Below are 17,327 nucleotides of genomic sequence, written 5' to 3' on the forward strand. Positions count from 1 at the left end.
GCCTCATGTCCGCCATCACCACAGACCTGCCCGCCCTCGCCCAATCGATCAAGGATTGGGGCCGCGAGCTGGGCTTCCAGCAAGTCGGCATCAGCGGTCTGGACCTGGCCGAGCACGAGCAGCATCTGCAACGCTGGCTCGACGCCGGCTATCACGGCGATATGGACTACATGGGCGCCCATGGCAGCAAACGCTCGCACCCCGACGAGCTGGTGCCGGGCACGTTGCGCGTGGTTTCCCTGCGCATGGACTACCTGCCAGGCGATACCGAAATGGCCAAACGCCTGGCTGAACCGGAAAAGGCTTACGTGTCGCGTTATGCCTTGGGCCGCGATTACCACAAATTGATCCGTAAACGTGTTCAACAATTGGCCGACAGGATCCAGGCAGAGATCGGCCCGTTCGGTTTTCGTGCCTTTGTCGACAGTGCGCCAGTGCTGGAAAAAGCCATCGCCGAACAGGCCGGGCTGGGCTGGATCGGCAAAAACACCCTTGTACTGAATCGCAAGGCCGGCAGTTATTTCTTCCTCAGTGAGTTGTTCGTCGACCTGCCGTTGCCGGTGGATGAACCGCATAGCAGCGAACATTGCGGCCGTTGCACTGCGTGTCTGGATATCTGCCCGACCAACGCCTTCGTCGGCCCCTATGTGCTGGACGCGCGGCGCTGCATTTCCTATCTGACCATCGAGCTGAAAACCGCAATTCCAGAAGAGTTGCGGCCGTTGATTGGCAATCGCGTGTTTGGCTGCGACGATTGCCAGATCGTCTGCCCGTGGAACCGTTTCGCCCGGCCGACCGGGGAAAACGATTTCAAGCCACGGCACAATCTGGATAACGCACAGTTGGCCGAGTTGTTTTTGTGGGATGAAGAGAAGTTTCTAAGCAGCACCGAAGGTTCGCCATTGCGGCGCGCCGGGTATGAGCGCTGGTTGCGCAATCTGGCGGTTGGACTGGGAAATGCGCCTTCAACGATTCCGGTGCTGGAAGCGTTGAAGGCGCGACGGGATTATCCGTCAGAGTTGGTCAGGGAACATGTCGAGTGGGCACTGGAACGGCACGCCCGTCGCGCGTTCGCAAAACCGGCAAGCGCAATGTTCTAATCGTAGCCGGACCTTGAGTGCTCCTGCTTTCGCTATGTATCGTTTCATTGCGCGCTCCAAGCTTATTGTTTGTCCTTTACCTATGACCACCCAGCTGGTCGATGACCGCGATCCGCTCCTTAGCGTTTTCGGTCATATATATTCGGTCTCCTTTCGACAGATAGAGATGCATCGACTTTGATGCTGATCCGGATGGGCCATACATGGGCGTGTATTCGGCATGAATCAGCGCTGCAGAAGACGTTGGGGAGTTACCCGCCTCAATGTGCTGCATGAAGGTTTCGGCCTTTTCAAGCAAGCCCGTAAGCCCCCTTTTCTCAAGCATGTTATTTTTGGGATTGACCCTGACGAGTGACCATGGTTTTTCGGCCTCTTCCTGAACGGCCGCGCTGGCCTTCGCCTTAGCCTTGGCCGCCGCCTTGTTTCCCTTGCCCTTGATCATACCTCGGGCCATCTCTCGACCGGCTGCTTTGGAACCTTTACTACTCAGGCCTTGCTTGAAGGCGCCAGCCAGTTTCCTGCCAGCATTGATGCCCGCTTTGGCACCAGCTGCCAGCCCTGCCCCCACCGAAGCCAGCCCGAGACCAAAACTGATCCAGCCCAATATCTCGCCCGCCTGAGAACCCGGTGCGAGTTCATTGACCACCTCGCTGGCAATACCCGCCAGGCCTGAAGCAACCGCCAGCCCCAGTGCCGTCACTGCCCATGGCGTCGCCGCACCCATCGTTACCACGCTGGCAACAATGCCGAGAATACTGAGGCCGATGCCCAGGATCGATTGCCAGGAGACATGCCCGGTAGGGTCAACCCGATTGACCGGGTCGCCCAGGCAATAACTGTAGGCATTTAGTCCGCCCGCACCGAACGGACTCATGCTATCGGGGCAAAGAAAGCGCATCAGTGTCGGGCTATAGGCCCTATAACCATTGCCCAGCAGATACAACCCGGTAACCGGATCCAGTTGCTCGCCGTTGAACCCCGCCAGGCTGAACAATCCGCCGTCGGCAGGACGGTGCCCATAAGGACTGTAGGCGCAATCGGTGAGGTGCTCCTTACCCAGTGTTGCCAGCACGCTTTGCTGTTGATCGGTGCCAAACAGTTGCGCGCCGGCGTTCAAACCGAGTTGCTGTTGCCCCACAAGCGCGCCACCGTGACGCACGATACTGGATGAGTTTTCACCACTCACCTCATTGGCGACCCGGCCTGCGTAGTAGTAACGCTGCGTAGTAACCTCGTCGGGTTGCGACAGCTCAACCAGATCGTCGAAACCGTCGTAATGGTAGCCACGAATGACTGAACCGCCTGCGCCGGACAGTTGTTCGAGACGTCCGAACGCGTCATAGGCCAGCGTTCGCGCCTGGTCGTCCTTGATCATCCTGCCGTTGGCGTCGTATTCCAGCGTCACTGCCGGTGGGTAGTCGACATGGGAATGTTTGACTGCGCTGAGCTGTACCGGATCGGGATTGTCATAACTGAAGGTGGTCAGATTCACGCCCAGCGGGAACTTCGTCTGCACGGTCAGAATGTTGTCCAGCGCATCGAAGGTGAACGTCTGCTGGATAATTTCCTTGCCATACGGGTCACGGGGCTTTTGGGTGCCAGCACAGTCGTACTGGATCAAGCGCCCGCGCACGTCGTAGGTGAACTGTTCATCACGTAAGAGTTGAGTGCCACGTCTGGACACTTTCTGCGCCAGTTTGCCAGCCAGCGTGTAAGTCGATTCGAGGGTCTGGTCAGGCTGACCCTGAATCTCGAATGTACGCCGGGCTTCACGACCGATATCGTCATAGGCGAACCGGGTGATCATCTGACGCTTGATCGAGGTGTCTTCGGTTTTCGTCCACTCCAGCATCCCCGTCTGGGCGTTGTAGTGGAACGCGGTTGTCAGCAAGCCTTGCGAGGCGGATAGAAGGCGGCCGAACTCATCGTATTCAGATCTGTTGTCGGTACCGAGCACATCAACGTGGGTGATCGGTCGCCCCTGCAGGGACCAGGTACTGGACGTTGCTTTCGTGACAGCGCCGAAGCTCGTCGTTTCGGATTTCAGGCGCCCGGAAGGGTGATAGGCAAAGCTGCGGCTCCTGCCGCTTTCGGTACAGGTCAAGGGTTTGCCACTGACGGGGTCATAGGTCATGGTTGTGACCAGGTCCTCTGCCTTGCGCTCAGTCAGCAAACCGCCCAGTTCCCGCAAATAAGTGAATTCGGTTTTTTTGCCATCAGCGCTCTTGTACCACTGTGGCTGAGTGAAGCCCGCTTCATAACCAGCCTCGGACTTTCGCCCGCCCACAGTACTCTGGATCAACCGCCCCAGACCGTCATACGTTTGCTGGCCCAGCACTTTGTCACCGACCTTGATGTCGATCGCCAGCCCTTCATCACTATGCTCGGCGTACTCGGTCACGACCTTACTGCCGTCGGGCAGGACATTGCGGGTCATTCGGTCAAAAACGTCGTACTCATATCGGCTGGTGTTGCCGACAGGGTCTGTCTGGCTGGCTGTGCGCCCATAACCGTCATAGGTGTAAACGGTTTTGCCCAGACTCCTGTTCTTCAGATTGAAGCTCTCGACACTCAGCGGTTTTCCGAAATCATTGACGACGGTGATCGTCTTGCCCATGCCCTGGAGCCAATTGGTTTGCTGGCGAAGCACCGGATCCGCCTCGCTGTGTTCGATACGCCCATCATCGTGCAGCGTCTTGCTGACCTGGCCCCAGGAATCGAATTCGTAGCGGGTACTGAACGGATAAGGCTTGCCATCACGCCAATCAGTCAGCGTCACTTTCACCTTGTGACCGACCGAATCATGCAGGGCAGAATAAAGCGTGCGTGTCTGAATGAGACCGTCCTTGTCTGGATGGTCGCAGTCCTTTTCCTGAACGGTGATCACCCGTTCCAGTCCGTCATAGGCGACTTTTTGCTCGCCGCCAGCAGGATCCGTGGTCACCATCGTCGCCGGCTGCTGTTTGCTGGCGGCCAGATAGGCCCACCGGGTAGCGGCCGCATAGGGGGTGCCGGCAGCAACCGTTTTGCCCACGGCGCGGCCGATTGCATCGTATTCATATTCGATGTGCTCGCCATCGACACCGACTTCAGAGACCTGTAATCCGGTCAGCGTCGAAAGCACCTTCTCACTGGTCTGCAGCACGCCGTCGAATCCGCGCGTGCTGGACCTGACTCGCAGCCTGTCACCCTCAAGCTCATAGGAAAATTCGATAGCGGTTTTTTTTTCATTCAGGGTGACACTTTGCTCTTTTGTGGCTCCATGCTTGAGTGGATCCTCGGGCGTATTCAGATAGCTGCGTGCGGTTTTCGAACGCAACACCTCTACACCCTCCACCACTTCGAAAAAACGCTCCTCGACCGGTAACACAGAGGCCAGTTCAGCACCCTCAAGCGCCGGATGCAAAGCGTAGTCGTAATACGTGACTGTCGAAGCACCATCCGATGCGGCAGCAGTCACCGTCCTCTTTTTCGGGAACCTGGAAAAGCCCAGCGGATCCTCCGGGCAGTTATCCCCGCCAATGGCCGGATAGTATTCCGTCGTAGTCGTCACCCCAGTGGGCTCAACCTGCTTGAGCAAGTTACCTTCGCCATCGAACTCGGTGATCGTGGTTTCCACACGCTGCTGTTGGGTGCGCCGATCGAGGTACGTCACCGTATGGACTTTAGGCATGCGGAACTGGGCCACCTGCTCACTGAACGGCTTGGTAACGGAACAATGATACTCCGTGGCGGTGGCGATCTGCGCGTCGCCACAGGTTGTAACCTCAGCCATCAACAGATGGAATTTGTTGTAGGTGCGTTTAATGCGGGTATGTACTTTGCCGCTGACCAGCAAGTGCTCGTCCGAGGTGTAGACGTAGTTGCTGGGCGCCAGATAGAGCGGATCCAGTTCACTATCCTTGGCTGGAAGGAGGCCCTGTCCAAGGAAGTTATGGTCGGAGTACGTGTATGTCTTGCACACTCTGGGCTGGCCGCGCCCTGGGTAGACATCGTGAGCGATAACAAACGGCAGTGTCTGTTCCACACCGCTGATGAAGCGGTGGCCGTGCCGCTTGTAGCGAACGATTTCGACCCCGCGCAGCGGGTTGACGATGCGATGCACATAGCTGGCCCCAGCGATTACTTCATACTCAAGTTCCCAACCTTTACCCACCGGAAGCTCGATGGCCGTTACCCGACTGTTTCTCAAGATCAGCCTGAAGTTGGAGCTCGAAGTGGTGTCGGGATATCGCGACAACGTCACCTGACCTGCCGTACGAGAAATTTTCAAAAGGCAGCGCGTGGCATCACGGACTTCGGCCAAACGGGGAAACTGGTTGAACAACTCATGTTTCAGCGTAATGCTCACGCCGTTCGCCGCGATTATTTTTTCCGCGACGGCGACCTGAGTACCGGCCAACACTTTGAGCAGTTCCCGCCGACCATCCTTGTATCGAACTTCATAGCGCCCTGCTCCAGTGACTGACACCTTTGCTGTTTGCAGTTTCATTTCCTTGAACTTCAGGCCGCTAGACGTCTCGACAGCCTTGTAGCGTTCACCGTTGGCCAAGGTCATGACTTTGCTGCGCAAGTCATAATTGGTCAGGGTCAAAGACCAGCCAACGCCGAAACCACTATCCGCCTGATTGAGCGGATTGAAACCCACTGAAAGTGCAAGCTCCGGACCATTGAGATCTGCCGAGTGCAACTTGCCAAGCGAAAACGCACACGTATACATGCCCGTACGGGGATCAACGCCTCCGGAAACAAATTCACCGAAATTGAAAGCGTTCGAATGCACAGAGGGAGAGAAATTACTTTCCATTAATGAATCGTCCTTTTATTTCCAGACTCAGAATTTGGCAGTCAACACCGGCCAGCGAAGTACGCTGACCAGACAAGAAGTCAGACAAGTCGCTTCATTGACCGCTTGGATTGATCCAGAATAAAAGTGAGCTGATTTTTATCACCATCGATACTAAGCCGGTGTTCCGAGCCGAATTCGTCGGTCACGGCAAATTCGAAGGCGCTATCACTTTCCCGCGCCGCTTGCGGGTCAGCGGAAACATACTGAACGAGCGTCAACTGTCCAGGCACTTTGTTGATAGGTACGGTGACGTAGCCATGGGGACTGCGAAATGTTGCCTGCGGGCCATATACAGGCGCCATATATCCATAAAAGGTTTTGCGACTACCTTGCTCACCGGGAATATTCCCGGACACATAAACCTGCACCGCATCTTCGGAATCATAAGGATCAAGTTTCACTTCACTGCTATACCAATCAAGGAGGTGAACCTGCCTGCCATCCGCCCGCAGGCCAATATGATAGTGCTGAACCCACTCATACAGGCCCCGATTCTGTTTTTTGTCATACTTGCTCAACGAAAAGCTGCTCGACGAGTACTCTTTCGGCGGAATCGCCTCCAGCGTGACACTGCTGTCGAAACCAACCCCATTACTTCGCAATACCGCGCCGTTCAAGGAAATCTCGGCGGCCACTTCCATGATTCCAGGTCGGGAAGCCGAAACCCAGAATTGTAAAATCTGTACCGGATCTGCGGCGTTGCTGATCCGGTTGTCAATGACCCGCGGGACTTCTGTCAGTCGCGTTGCGCCGCCCGACATTTCGTGAGCGTAACGATTTTCCTGAATCGATACATTCCATTCTCCCTCCAATGGGCGAGCACCGTTATAGGCAATCAGCCGCAGAGACTGCAACGCGGGATGTCCGTGCAGCGATACGCCGTCGCCATTGTTATCGATCCCGTGTAGAAGCACCAACACACGCACCTGCATGCGACCGTTGGCATAAAGCACTTTGTGCTGACCATGATTCGTGGTGTCGAGTTTTACCTCTATACGGGATATACCTACTTCCTCGCTAAACATTTGATAACACCTCAGCTGATTAATATATTTCACCCCTTTAGGGCTCAGCAGAGTATTAACATCGAACCTGAATATAAGAAGTCGCGACATTTGACATTTTGTGAAGTAGTAATCTTTCAACATCATCATGAATAATTCACACAGATGCTAACAACTTCAAAAAATGCGATCTGAATGTTACGTACTTCAACACTAACCTTCGACCCCTTTGATTCTGCCCAAGATGGCCTGTTACCCCTTCCGAATTCACTCAAACCGAATCAGAAGGGGAGTTAGCGAGTAGTTTATGTTTGCCAAATCATGTTAGCAGCGTGATCGACCCGTTACTTTCGAAAACACCTAGTTGCTATCTGAACCTGTTGAAAATCCGCTTTCCGATGAATCACTTTCGGAATCAACGTCTGAAACTGCCTCGGCCGTTTGGATTTCTACCTTCCGGTCCATACTGGAATTCGCAAGATACTGATTAATCCGCCGCATTGACTCGTTACTCAGCGGATTATTCAATAAACCAACGTATAGGTCTTGCGTATCCGGAATATCGAACAGATCGTCTCCTATGTGCGAAATATTATTACCCTGTAACGCCATGACACGAAGGTCTCCAAGCCTGTCTATACCGGAGGGCAGGCTGTAAAGATTTGCATTATATAGCATCAACTCGGTTAAACCTGTCATGAAACCTACATGCGGAGCAACTGTGAGAGGGTTGTTGGCAAGATTCAACAAAGTGAGCGTCTCGATCCTGGACAAACCTTCAGCCGTGGCTTCAGATAATTCAAGCGAGCAATCGTTCAGCACAAGCTGACGCAGCTGGCGCATCTGGAATATCCCTGACGGAAAGTCCTCCATTTTTATGCCAGTGACCACCAAATATTGCACATTGGGAAAACTGTCAAAAAAAGCGCCGATGCGTGCGCCTGGCTTTTCCACAGTCAGTATCAACTCTGTTACGTAGTCGAACCTGGCGGATAGCTTTGGTAACTCTGCGGAAAAATCGACATGATGGGAAAAATGATAGTCACCGAACCCCCACCTCGAAACCGACTTGCGCTGCCAGATATCCTGCAGCTTTGCGCTGAACCGCTCGCGAGCCAGCCGTTGCTCTGCGGTTTGCGGTGCGCCCTGCGATGAATCCGTGCGGGTCGACAATCCTTGCGCACTCCAGATCGCCAACTCATTGCGCAGTGTTGCCAACTCTCTCTCCAGGCGAGCCAAGACCCTGGCTGGGTCCGACTTCAGACGCTCGGAAATGAACACGGCCAGTTCTTGTTCGGCAAGCTGCGGATAAAGATCACGGACACGCTCTTCAACGGATTTTGTCGACGTCGGGTTGACATCGCCGCCCCCTCGCAGCCCCGCTTGCACGTATTGGGCGCTGGCCGGAACAGCCGTTACCTGCACCGGTGCCAGTCCCAACAATTCGCTCACGCGTTGGCGCGACGGCAATGGCTGTGCACGTACCAGCTGCCGCAGAGCCGCACCACCGCCCTGCGCTACGCCGAGCAACTGGCGCTGCCCGGGCAGTAAAAGGAGCCAGACGGCGGCATACAGATCCGTCCGACCTTGGGGTGACGGGACGCCGCTGAGCTGGATAACGTAGCCTTCATGCTGACGAATAAACGTGTGACGCACTGGCGACCGAGCATCGCCAATAGCACTCAATAACTCACCCTCTGACGCTTGCCGACGAATCTCGATACGAATCTGTCGCGGCCAAAGATCAAGCTGCCCGATCATCTGCAATGCCAGCAGATCACTGTCCAGACTGGCTACCGAATCCAGATAGATTCCTGCGCACGCCCTGGCGAGACGCACCTCGCGCAGCGCCACCAGCGTCTTTCCTGCCATGTGCCTCGGCATTCCCGCCTGCAGGCGCAAATGCATATGGTCGGCGGCACTGGCCTCTCGCCACAACGCCTGAGCGATTGTTTTGGGCAGATCGGGAAAAATCCGTCGCATCTGCAATGTGTTGGCATCGCAATCAAGTTCGAACGCACGCTCACTCTGCTCAAAGAGCAAGGCGCTGGATTGTTCGATAACGCGCTCGCTCAGATCACCTGCCCGTGGCGGCAACAAAGCCTGCAGTTGTGAATCGGCCTGCGAACGCACGGTGGGATCGGAATGTTGCACCTGGGTGATGAACAGCTGGATCTTTTGATCGAGGGCAAAACGTCTCGCTATGTCCTGCAGCAATGCCAGCGAGGTGGGATGAATCTCGGACCTGTGCACCATCATCGTGTCTATGCCGCTCACAGCAAGCATGCGTTTGATCATCAATGGAGAAAAATCTTCTATTGAATATTCCTCGCCGGTAAGCAGCTCTGCCGTGCGTTTTTGTTCGGAATAGACAGTTGCAAGCGGGTTGGTCGACTCAGGTTCGTCCAGCGGGTGCCACAACCGGCCCTCGCTGTCCGGCCTCAACAGCGGACCGGAAGGATGCAGTTCTCTGGCATGCGTGGCGCGAAGCAGACCGCTCTCAGCGTCTCGGACCACTTGCACGATGTGGTTATCAGCCACGGCAACATACTGGCGATGCTTCAAGGTTTTGATACCCAGTGCAACGGACTCATCGAGACCCTCTTGTGAGGGTATCCAGTAGCTCTCCAGGGAATCTTGTGCGGAATACCTTGGGAATTCGTCAAATGTGGAATACGTCGTGGTCGTGCTCACATTGACGCCAGGCGTTATCGAAAGCGGATCTGATGAAGATGGCGAACGCATCGGTTCCTGATGATGTGCAACAGTCAAATGTGCCACTGTCGAAGACGAGGACAACGGTCGGTGGGAGACATCGATGCTGGAATCGGAGGGTTTGGTTGGGACAGATACAGGTTTGATCTTCGGCGGTTTGCCAGTCATGATCGCTCATCCTTGAGAGGGGGTGCGCTGGCCACACAGAGTGCAGGGCCAACGCGAGTCATCAGAAAAGCACTTTCGTGCATATGCTGATCATCGACATGGCAGCTTATCTGCAGTCGAAATGCCAAACGCATATACATCTACTACATTCACCGACATTGCATCAGTGAACGAACTCAGCCTCGTTGAAGATATAAATTACGCTCGTGAAAATTCACGCGGATTGCCAATTTATGCTCAGTACCATATTCATCGATCGCGATGAAGTGGAGGACGCCGCCATATTTTTGTGGCCCGGTGCTTTTCGAGTATTCAGATAGAGCCTGGACGATGGTCAACTCCCCGTCGCTTTGAGTATTTACGTGATAATGCTTCGAGTTCCATGTTTGCGCATCACTGGTAAAAGTGTATGCAAACGGATCACCCCTGTCAGGCAAAGAGACGACGACACTGGATGTTTCGGGACGCACGAAAATGCATTCCATGTAATTTGTTTTTATTTCGTTAAGCCGGTTACCACCCGCAAAATCGTAATCCTTGCCCTCTTCTGCCCCCTCTGCAATCCAATCGACCAGCCGGATCTGCTTCCCACCCGGATACAGTCCCAAATGGTGCTTCCAGATACGGTTACCGGGCGACTCATTACCAATCCTGGTCTGGTACAACCGAAATACTCCGTCTACACCATATGTCGAAGGCGTTTCCGCTTCTACAGTCACGCTGCTGTAATGAACACTGGCAGGCGTGGTTCCGTTACTGAGGATCGTCTCGCCATTCACGGACAGGCGCGCACCGATCTCAGTCGTTCCGGCGCTCGATGAGGAAACCCAGAACGTACGAACCTGTGGATGAACGCTGTCATTCTCAAGATCATCGTCGTGCCTGTCTTCGGCGTCAGGTGCAGGACGTGCCTCACGCGTAAACCGCCCTTGGACTGCGCTCGCGACCCAGCCATCGCGCAAGGTCTTGCCGGTCGCGTAATGAATAAGCTGGATGCTTTCCATTACATCTGCGGGTACATGCATTGCGTTGCCGTCGGCGTCCACTCCGGCAACGAGTACTTGAACTTTGACCTGCATTCGGCCATTAGCGACAAGTGCCCTGCTTTGAGTATTATTACCGGCATCAAACTTGACTTTTAAACTGGACAGCCCCGCCAGAGTGGGCGGATTGTCATTTTGATTATCTGTAACATCCATGCTTTCACTCAAAATGCAGCTCCTTTGTAAGAATATAGTTTGGTACTGACATCGAAAATATGTCAGCGAAAAAACTACATACCCATCAAGCAAAGATCAAAGTGAAAAGTGTAAGAAATATGCGCGCGCCAGTCACAAACAACATATTTGCCATTAATCAACTTCAATGACAAGAACGCACGATCTATCAGTGTTCGTCGTTATAAACGAACTTCGGCATTTCCCAATGAAAACGAATGGCTAGCAGACGCAACAAGAATCCGCCAAACAACGTGATCAGAATGGCTTGTTCACCCGGCACATTGAGATAAAGACACAACATGTAGCACCACGCCGCAGCAAAAGAGACGCTGGCGTAAAGTTCGCGGCGAAAGATCAAGGGAATATCGTTGCAGAAGATATCGCGAAGAATACCGCCAAAAACGCCGGTGATGACTCCGCTGACGGAAGCCACCAACATGCCGTGACCCATTTCCAGCGCCGTCATGCAACCGATCAAGGTAAATGCCACCAGTCCAACTGCGTCGAGCACCAGAAACAGCGAGCGCAGGTGGCGCATCCAGCGCGCAGCGAATACGGTGAACATCGCTGCCACCGAGGTCAGCACCAGATATTCCGGATGTTTGACCCAGGTCAGCGGGTAGTGCCCGAGCAACACGTCGCGCACCGAACCGCCACCGAGCGCGGTGATGCAGGCGATCAGCACCACGCCGAACCAGTCCATGCCTCGTCGTCCGGCGGACAGCGCGCCAGTCATGGCTTCGGCGGTAATGGCGATCAGATAGAGCATCAGCAACATGATGGCAGTCCAGGCAGGAAGGCGCGCAGTCTAGCCATTTCAGCGCCGCACCAGAAGAGGGCGCGCCTTTCGCGAGCCGGCTCGCTCCCCACATGAGGTGCATTCCGTGCGGGAGCGAGCCAGCTCGCGAAGCGTCAGAGCGGACACCGCCGCATCAGAATTTGATGAAATGCTTGCGGTAATGCTGCAACTCGGCGATCGATTCGCGAATGTCGTCCAGCGCCAGGTGCGTGCTGCCCTTCTTGAAGCTGTCGCGCACATCCGGAGCCCAGCGCGCGGCCAGCTCCTTGAGCGTGGAGACGTCGAGGTTGCGGTAGTGGAAGTAGCTTTCCAGCGCCTTCATGTGGGTATAAAGGAAGCGACGGTCCTGGCAGATGCTGTTGCCGCAGATCGGCGATTTGCCCTTCGGCACCCACTTTTCCAGGAAGGCAATGGTCTCAGCTTCTGCCTCAGCCATGCTGATGCGGCTTTCACGTACACGCTGGGTCAGGCCGGAATTGCCGTGAGTGCGGGTGTTCCATTCGTCCATGCGCGCGAGCACTTCGTCGCTGTGATGGATGGCGATCACCGGGCCTTCGGCCAATGTATTCAGCTCACTGTCGGTGACGATGGTGGCCATTTCGATGATGACATCGTTGTCCGGGTCCAGACCGGTCATTTCCAGGTCGATCCAGATCAGGTTCTGCGGGTTTTGCATATTGGGGCTCCTAGGCAATGCTGCGCAGTTTAGCCTAGGCCGGTGGCCGGGCGTGCTAAACTCGCGGCCGTTTTACCTAATCGCTGCATTCTTCAGACGGAACACCCATGGCCAAACGCCAACTCAATCGTCGTCAAAACTGGCGCATCGAAAAGATTCAGGGCGAGCGCGCCGCACGCGCCGCCAAACGCGAGTCCTCGGCGGTCGAGGCCCTCGAGGGCGGCGACCTTGGCCCTGAGCAGCACGGCCTGGTGATCGCCCACTTCGGCGTGCAGGTCGAAGTCGAAGCCGTTGACGGCGAACTCGCCGGCCAAGTGTTCCGCTGCCACTTGCGCGCCAACCTGCCAGCGCTGGTCACCGGCGACAAAGTCGTCTGGCGCGCCGGCAACCAAGGCATTGGCGTGATCGTCGCGCAACTGCCGCGCAGCACCGAGCTGTGCCGCCCCGACAGCCGTGGCCAGCTCAAACCGGTTGCTGCCAACGTCGACATGATCGTCATCGTGTTCGCGCCGCTGCCCGAGCCCCACGCCAACCTGATCGACCGCTATCTGGTCGCCGCCGAACATGCCGGCATCCGCCCGCTTTTGCTGCTGAACAAATTCGACCTGATCGACGAGCAGAACGCCCCGGCGCTGAACGCGTTGCTGGCGGTGTATCGCACGCTGGGTTATCCGGTGCTGGAAGTCTCGGCGCACCACGGCGATGGCATGGAGCAGCTGCAAAAGCAGCTCGACGGGCGCATCAGCGTGTTCGTCGGCCAGTCCGGCGTCGGCAAGTCGTCGCTGGTCAACAGCCTGCTGCCTGAGGTCGAAACCCGCGTCGGACCGTTGTCCGAGCTATCCGGTCAGGGCACGCACACCACCACCACTGCGCGGCTGTTCCACTTCCCCGGTGGCGGTGAACTGATCGACTCCCCAGGCATTCGCGAATTCGGTCTGGGCCACGTCAGCCGCGCCGACGTCGAAGCCGGTTTCATCGAGTTCGACGACCTGCTTGGCACTTGCCGCTTCCGCGACTGCAAGCACGATCGCGAACCGGGTTGTGCACTGCTCAAGGCCCTGGAAGATGGCCGCATCCAGCAGCAACGGATGAACAGCTATCGCTCGATCATCGCCAGCCTGCCTGAAAACGGCTATTAAACAGCCACGCCGGCAGCCCTACGCGATGGGCTGCCGGTTGTCGGACTGCGTCTGACTCACCTCTCCTCCTCTTAAACGTCAGCTTCTTCTGTAGGCACTTGCACGACTGCTTGCAGGACCTTTCTGTTTTGCCGCGCAGACCTTGTAGGCCTGAGCCAGCGGCCTACATTTCTTTCCTCCTTCGCTCACAGCGACCATCGAGGAAAGCCATGCCAACCTGTGTTTTGTTCATCATCCATTCGTCTCGCGACGCCCGCCCGTGCAATACCCACAGAATCCCCGGCGCGATCCGCCTGCACAAGGCGGTGTGACCATGCGCAAAGGATTGTTCATCGGTATCAACGATTACACGCATATCGGCGGGCTCAGCGGCTGTTGCAACGACGCCATGGCCATGGCTTCGGTATTGAAAAGCAACGCCAACGGCGACCCCAACTTCAAAAATGTCGTACTGACGTCTGCCGAGGATTACCTGAGCCGGGAAAAACTCGAAGACCAGATCCGCGAGTTGTTTTCCGGTGACTGCAACGTCGCCCTGCTGTATTTCGCCGGTCACGGCGGTTTCGATGCCGACACAGACGAAGGCATGTTGATCCCGCAGGACTACCGCAACGCCAAGGACGGCATCCGCATCAGTGACATTCTCAACTGGGCGGACAAAGCCACGCGGATCAAAAACAAAATGATCATCCTCGACTGCTGCGAAAGCGGTTCAGCCGGAGAAGTGCGCGCCCTGCGCAGCGAGAGCAGCATGGTCAGCGAAGGCATGACCATCCTCACCGCCTGCAAAAAAACCGAGCCGGCGCTGGAGGGCGCGCAGCACGGCGTATTCACCGGCCTGCTCCTGCAAGCGCTGCATGGCGGCGCGGCGAATATCCTCGGCAAAATCACCCCCGGCAGTCTGTATTCCTTCGTCGACAACGCCCTCGGTGCCTGGGAACAGCGTCCGGTGTTCAAGACCAATGTGTCTCAGTTCATTTCCCTGCGCGAAGTCTCGCCGCTGATTCCCAAGGAGATCCTGCGCAAATTGCCGGACTGGTTTGCCGAAGCCGAATCGGTCTTGCCGCTCGACCCCAGCTATGAACCCACCGAAAAGGCGTTCGTGCCTGAGCACGGCGAGATCTTCGCCCAGTTGCAGAAGTGCAACCGCCACAGCCTGATCGAACCGGTCGACGCCGAGCACATGTACTACGCCGCCATTCACTCGACCGGCTGCCGCCTGACGGCACTCGGCGCCTATTACCGCGAACTCGCCCTCAAAGGACATTTCTGATGCCAGTCTTTATCAGCTATCGCCACATGGATCGCGCCCATGCCATCGCCATCAACACCCGCCTGACCCAGGCGAAGATCAGGACTTACCTCGACGTACTGGATCCGGAATCGCAGACCACCGATGACATTACCGGGGTCATTACCCGCAACATCACCGAGTGCACGCATCTGCTGGCGGTGGTATCGGAGAAGACTGCGCTGTCGTGGTGGGTGCCGTTCGAAATTGGCGAGGCGACGATCAGCAATCGGCGGATCTGTACGTTCAAGACCGGGCCGGCGCAATTGCCAATCTATCTGGACAAGTGGCCGAAGCTGAGCACGGCCAGCGATCTGGATTTCTTTATCGATGCGTATCGTGATGAGGTGTCGAACCAGCGCTCGATCACGCTGGACTCGTTCAGCGACTCGGTGAAAGGGGCTTACAAGCGCGATGCGGAGATGTTTCATGAACAGTTGAAGAACCGGATTCGTCGCGGGTTTTAGAATTTTGTCACTTTCGAAAAGCCCCTCACCCTAACCCTCTCCCAGAGGGAGAGGGGACTGACCGAGGTGTCCTGCGCTGTTCGTCGACCTGAAAGATCGCAGCGATTATGGATTCGGTAAGACAATTTCACCTCGATACATTTATCAGCCATCACCAAATCGGCTCCCTCTCCCCGGGGAGAGGGCTGGGGTGAGGGGATTGTTGACAACGCAATAAACGTCGCGCCGCGAACAAAAAACCGACATTACTGTCGGTTTTTATCGATCACTGCTTCGGCGCTGGCGCCGCCCCACCCGGCTCGGCCGGTTTCGGCGCCGCATCGTCAAACAGATTCAACCGCTCGCGCAACTCGTGAGCCGGCACTGGCTGTTTGTCCGCCGGCAGCGCATTCGGATCAACCGGGGCTGCCGGAGCAGCACCGTTCTGACCTTGATCCGCCGGTTTCGCCGCCTCAGGCCCTTGCGCACCTTCGATGGCGGCTTGGGCTTTCTTGGTCAGCACGACAATATCGATGCGGCGGTTGACCGGGTTGAACGGATTTTCCCGATCAAACAACGCCGACGAGGCATAACCGACCACCCGCGCCACCTGCGCATCCGGATAGCTGCCCGCGACCAGAGCACGGCGAGCCGCGTTGGCGCGGTTGGCCGAGAGCTCCCAGTTGCCGTAGTCGCCAGTGCCGATATACGGCTTGGCGTCGGTGTGGCCGCTGATGCTGATCTTGTTCGGCACCGCTTTGATGGTGTCGGCCATGGCCAGCAGGATGTCTTCGAAGTACGGCTTCAGGCGTGCGGATCCGGAGTCGAACATCGGCCGGTTCTCGGCGTCCATGATCTGGATGCGCAAGCCGTTCGGCGTGATTTCGAAAAGGATCTGATCCTTGAACTTCTGCAGTTGCGGGTTCTCGTCGACCTTGTTCTGCAGTTCTTGCAGGAGCAGTTCGAGACGCTCCTTCTCGACCTGCTCGGCCATGCCTTCAACCTGATCGGTGTCGACCGTGACCTTGTCCGGTTGCGGCTGCGACTTCACTTCCGGGTTGAGGGTGTTTTCCGGCGCCAGGGTCGGTGTACCGCCGAGGTCGATGATGTACGGCGTGCCGCTTTCGGAGAAGCCGACCGGGTCCTTGAAATAACCGGCGATGGCGATCTTCTGTTCCGGCGTAGCGGTGGACAGCAGCCACAGCACCAGGAAGAACGCCATCATCGCCGTGGCAAAGTCGGCAAAAGCGATTTTCCATGCCCCGCCGTGGTGCCCGGCAGCAATGCGCTTGACGCGCTTGACGATGATCGGCTGATTATTTTCCATGACTTAGCGACCGCGAACCGCTTGTTCCAGCTCGGCGAAGCTTGGACGGTGCGCCGGGTACAGAACCTTGCGCCCGAACTCGACCGCCAGCGACGGCGGCATGCCGGACGCCGAAGCCACCAGCGAGGCCTTGATGGCTTCGTAGACGTTGAGCTCTTCCTTGGCATCGTGGGCCAGGGAATGCGCCAGCGGACCGAAGAAACCGTACGCCGCGAGAATACCGAAGAAGGTACCGACCAGTGCCGCACCCACGTGCAGACCGATCGACGCCTGGTCACCTTCACCCAGCGAGGCCATGGTCACCACGATACCGAGTACCGCCGCGACGATACCGAAACCGGGCATGCCGTCGGCGATGCCGTTGACTGCGTGCGATGGGTGCTCGAGGTCTTCCTTGAGGCTGTACAGCTCCATGTCGAACAGGCCTTCCAGTTCGTGCGGAGCCATGTTGCCGGAAGACATGATGCGCAGATAATCGCAGACGAACGCGGTCATGCGTTCATCCTTGAGCACCGCCGGGTACTTGGCGAAGATCGGACTCGCGGCGGCATCTTCGATGTCGCCTTCGATGGCCATCATGCCTTCGCGGCGGC

At 56.5% G+C, this 17,327-nt stretch carries 12 protein-coding genes; 4 read left to right on the forward strand and 8 right to left on the reverse strand.

Annotated elements, in window-relative coordinates:
• Positions 1–5: 5 nt before the first annotated feature.
• Positions 6–1,100 (forward strand): tRNA epoxyqueuosine(34) reductase QueG, encoded by a 1,095-nt coding sequence (gene queG / locus D8U61_RS18525; protein ID WP_130902874.1) that lies wholly within the window; start codon positions 6–8, stop codon positions 1,098–1,100.
• Positions 1,101–1,176: 76 nt separating this feature from the next.
• On the opposite strand, the gene D8U61_RS18530 is transcribed toward queG, so the two are convergent.
• The 6 genes from D8U61_RS18530 to orn form a co-directional block, all read right to left on the reverse strand.
• On the reverse strand, positions 1,177–5,907 hold the full coding sequence (locus D8U61_RS18530; protein ID WP_130902875.1) for an RHS repeat-associated core domain-containing protein: 4,731 nt from the start codon (positions 5,905–5,907) through the stop codon (positions 1,177–1,179).
• Positions 5,908–5,987: 80 nt separating this feature from the next.
• Positions 5,988–7,103 carry a hypothetical protein gene (locus D8U61_RS18535; protein WP_130927435.1) on the reverse strand — a complete coding sequence of 372 codons (1,116 nt, stop codon included), beginning with the start codon at positions 7,101–7,103 and terminating at the stop codon, positions 5,988–5,990.
• 210 nt (positions 7,104–7,313) lie between these two features.
• Positions 7,314–9,836 (reverse strand): hypothetical protein, encoded by a 2,523-nt coding sequence (locus tag D8U61_RS18540; RefSeq protein WP_130927436.1) that lies wholly within the window; start codon positions 9,834–9,836, stop codon positions 7,314–7,316.
• A gap of 176 nt (positions 9,837–10,012) precedes the next feature.
• Positions 10,013–11,047 (reverse strand): hypothetical protein, encoded by a 1,035-nt coding sequence (locus D8U61_RS18545; RefSeq protein WP_130927437.1) that lies wholly within the window; start codon positions 11,045–11,047, stop codon positions 10,013–10,015.
• A gap of 175 nt (positions 11,048–11,222) precedes the next feature.
• The gene (locus tag D8U61_RS18550; RefSeq protein ID WP_174823854.1) at positions 11,223–11,837 is read right to left on the reverse strand and encodes a trimeric intracellular cation channel family protein; all 615 of its coding nucleotides are present in this window, start codon (positions 11,835–11,837) and stop codon (positions 11,223–11,225) included.
• Positions 11,838–11,988: 151 nt separating this feature from the next.
• A complete protein-coding gene (orn, locus tag D8U61_RS18555) occupies positions 11,989–12,531 on the reverse strand; it encodes an oligoribonuclease (protein WP_110644898.1) in 543 nt (180 codons plus the stop codon).
• 107 nt (positions 12,532–12,638) lie between these two features.
• Here orn and rsgA point away from each other — a divergent pair, with 107 nt between their 5' ends.
• From rsgA to D8U61_RS18570, 3 genes are all read left to right on the forward strand, one after another.
• The gene (gene rsgA / locus D8U61_RS18560) at positions 12,639–13,670 is read left to right on the forward strand and encodes a small ribosomal subunit biogenesis GTPase RsgA (protein ID WP_024011360.1); all 1,032 of its coding nucleotides are present in this window, start codon (positions 12,639–12,641) and stop codon (positions 13,668–13,670) included.
• Positions 13,671–13,983: 313 nt separating this feature from the next.
• The gene (locus D8U61_RS18565) at positions 13,984–14,943 is read left to right on the forward strand and encodes a caspase family protein (protein WP_130927438.1); all 960 of its coding nucleotides are present in this window, start codon (positions 13,984–13,986) and stop codon (positions 14,941–14,943) included.
• Entirely contained in the window at positions 14,943–15,428 is a 486-nt protein-coding gene (locus D8U61_RS18570) for a toll/interleukin-1 receptor domain-containing protein (protein WP_130927439.1), read from the forward strand. The genes D8U61_RS18565 and D8U61_RS18570 overlap by 1 nt, the downstream gene beginning before the upstream one ends.
• Positions 15,429–15,693: 265 nt before the next feature.
• On the opposite strand, the gene motB is transcribed toward D8U61_RS18570, so the two are convergent.
• Complete coding sequence (motB, locus tag D8U61_RS18575; protein ID WP_073471668.1) at positions 15,694–16,734, reverse strand: flagellar motor protein MotB; 1,041 nt, start codon at positions 16,732–16,734, stop codon at positions 15,694–15,696.
• A gap of 3 nt (positions 16,735–16,737) precedes the next feature.
• The coding region (locus D8U61_RS18580; protein ID WP_130927440.1) for a MotA/TolQ/ExbB proton channel family protein at positions 16,738–17,327 on the reverse strand (590 nt) is incomplete at its 5' end.

This window comes from Pseudomonas sp. Sample_14, assembly GCF_004307515.1.
GTDB classification, from domain to species: Bacteria; Pseudomonadota; Gammaproteobacteria; order Pseudomonadales; family Pseudomonadaceae; genus Aquipseudomonas; species Aquipseudomonas atacamensis.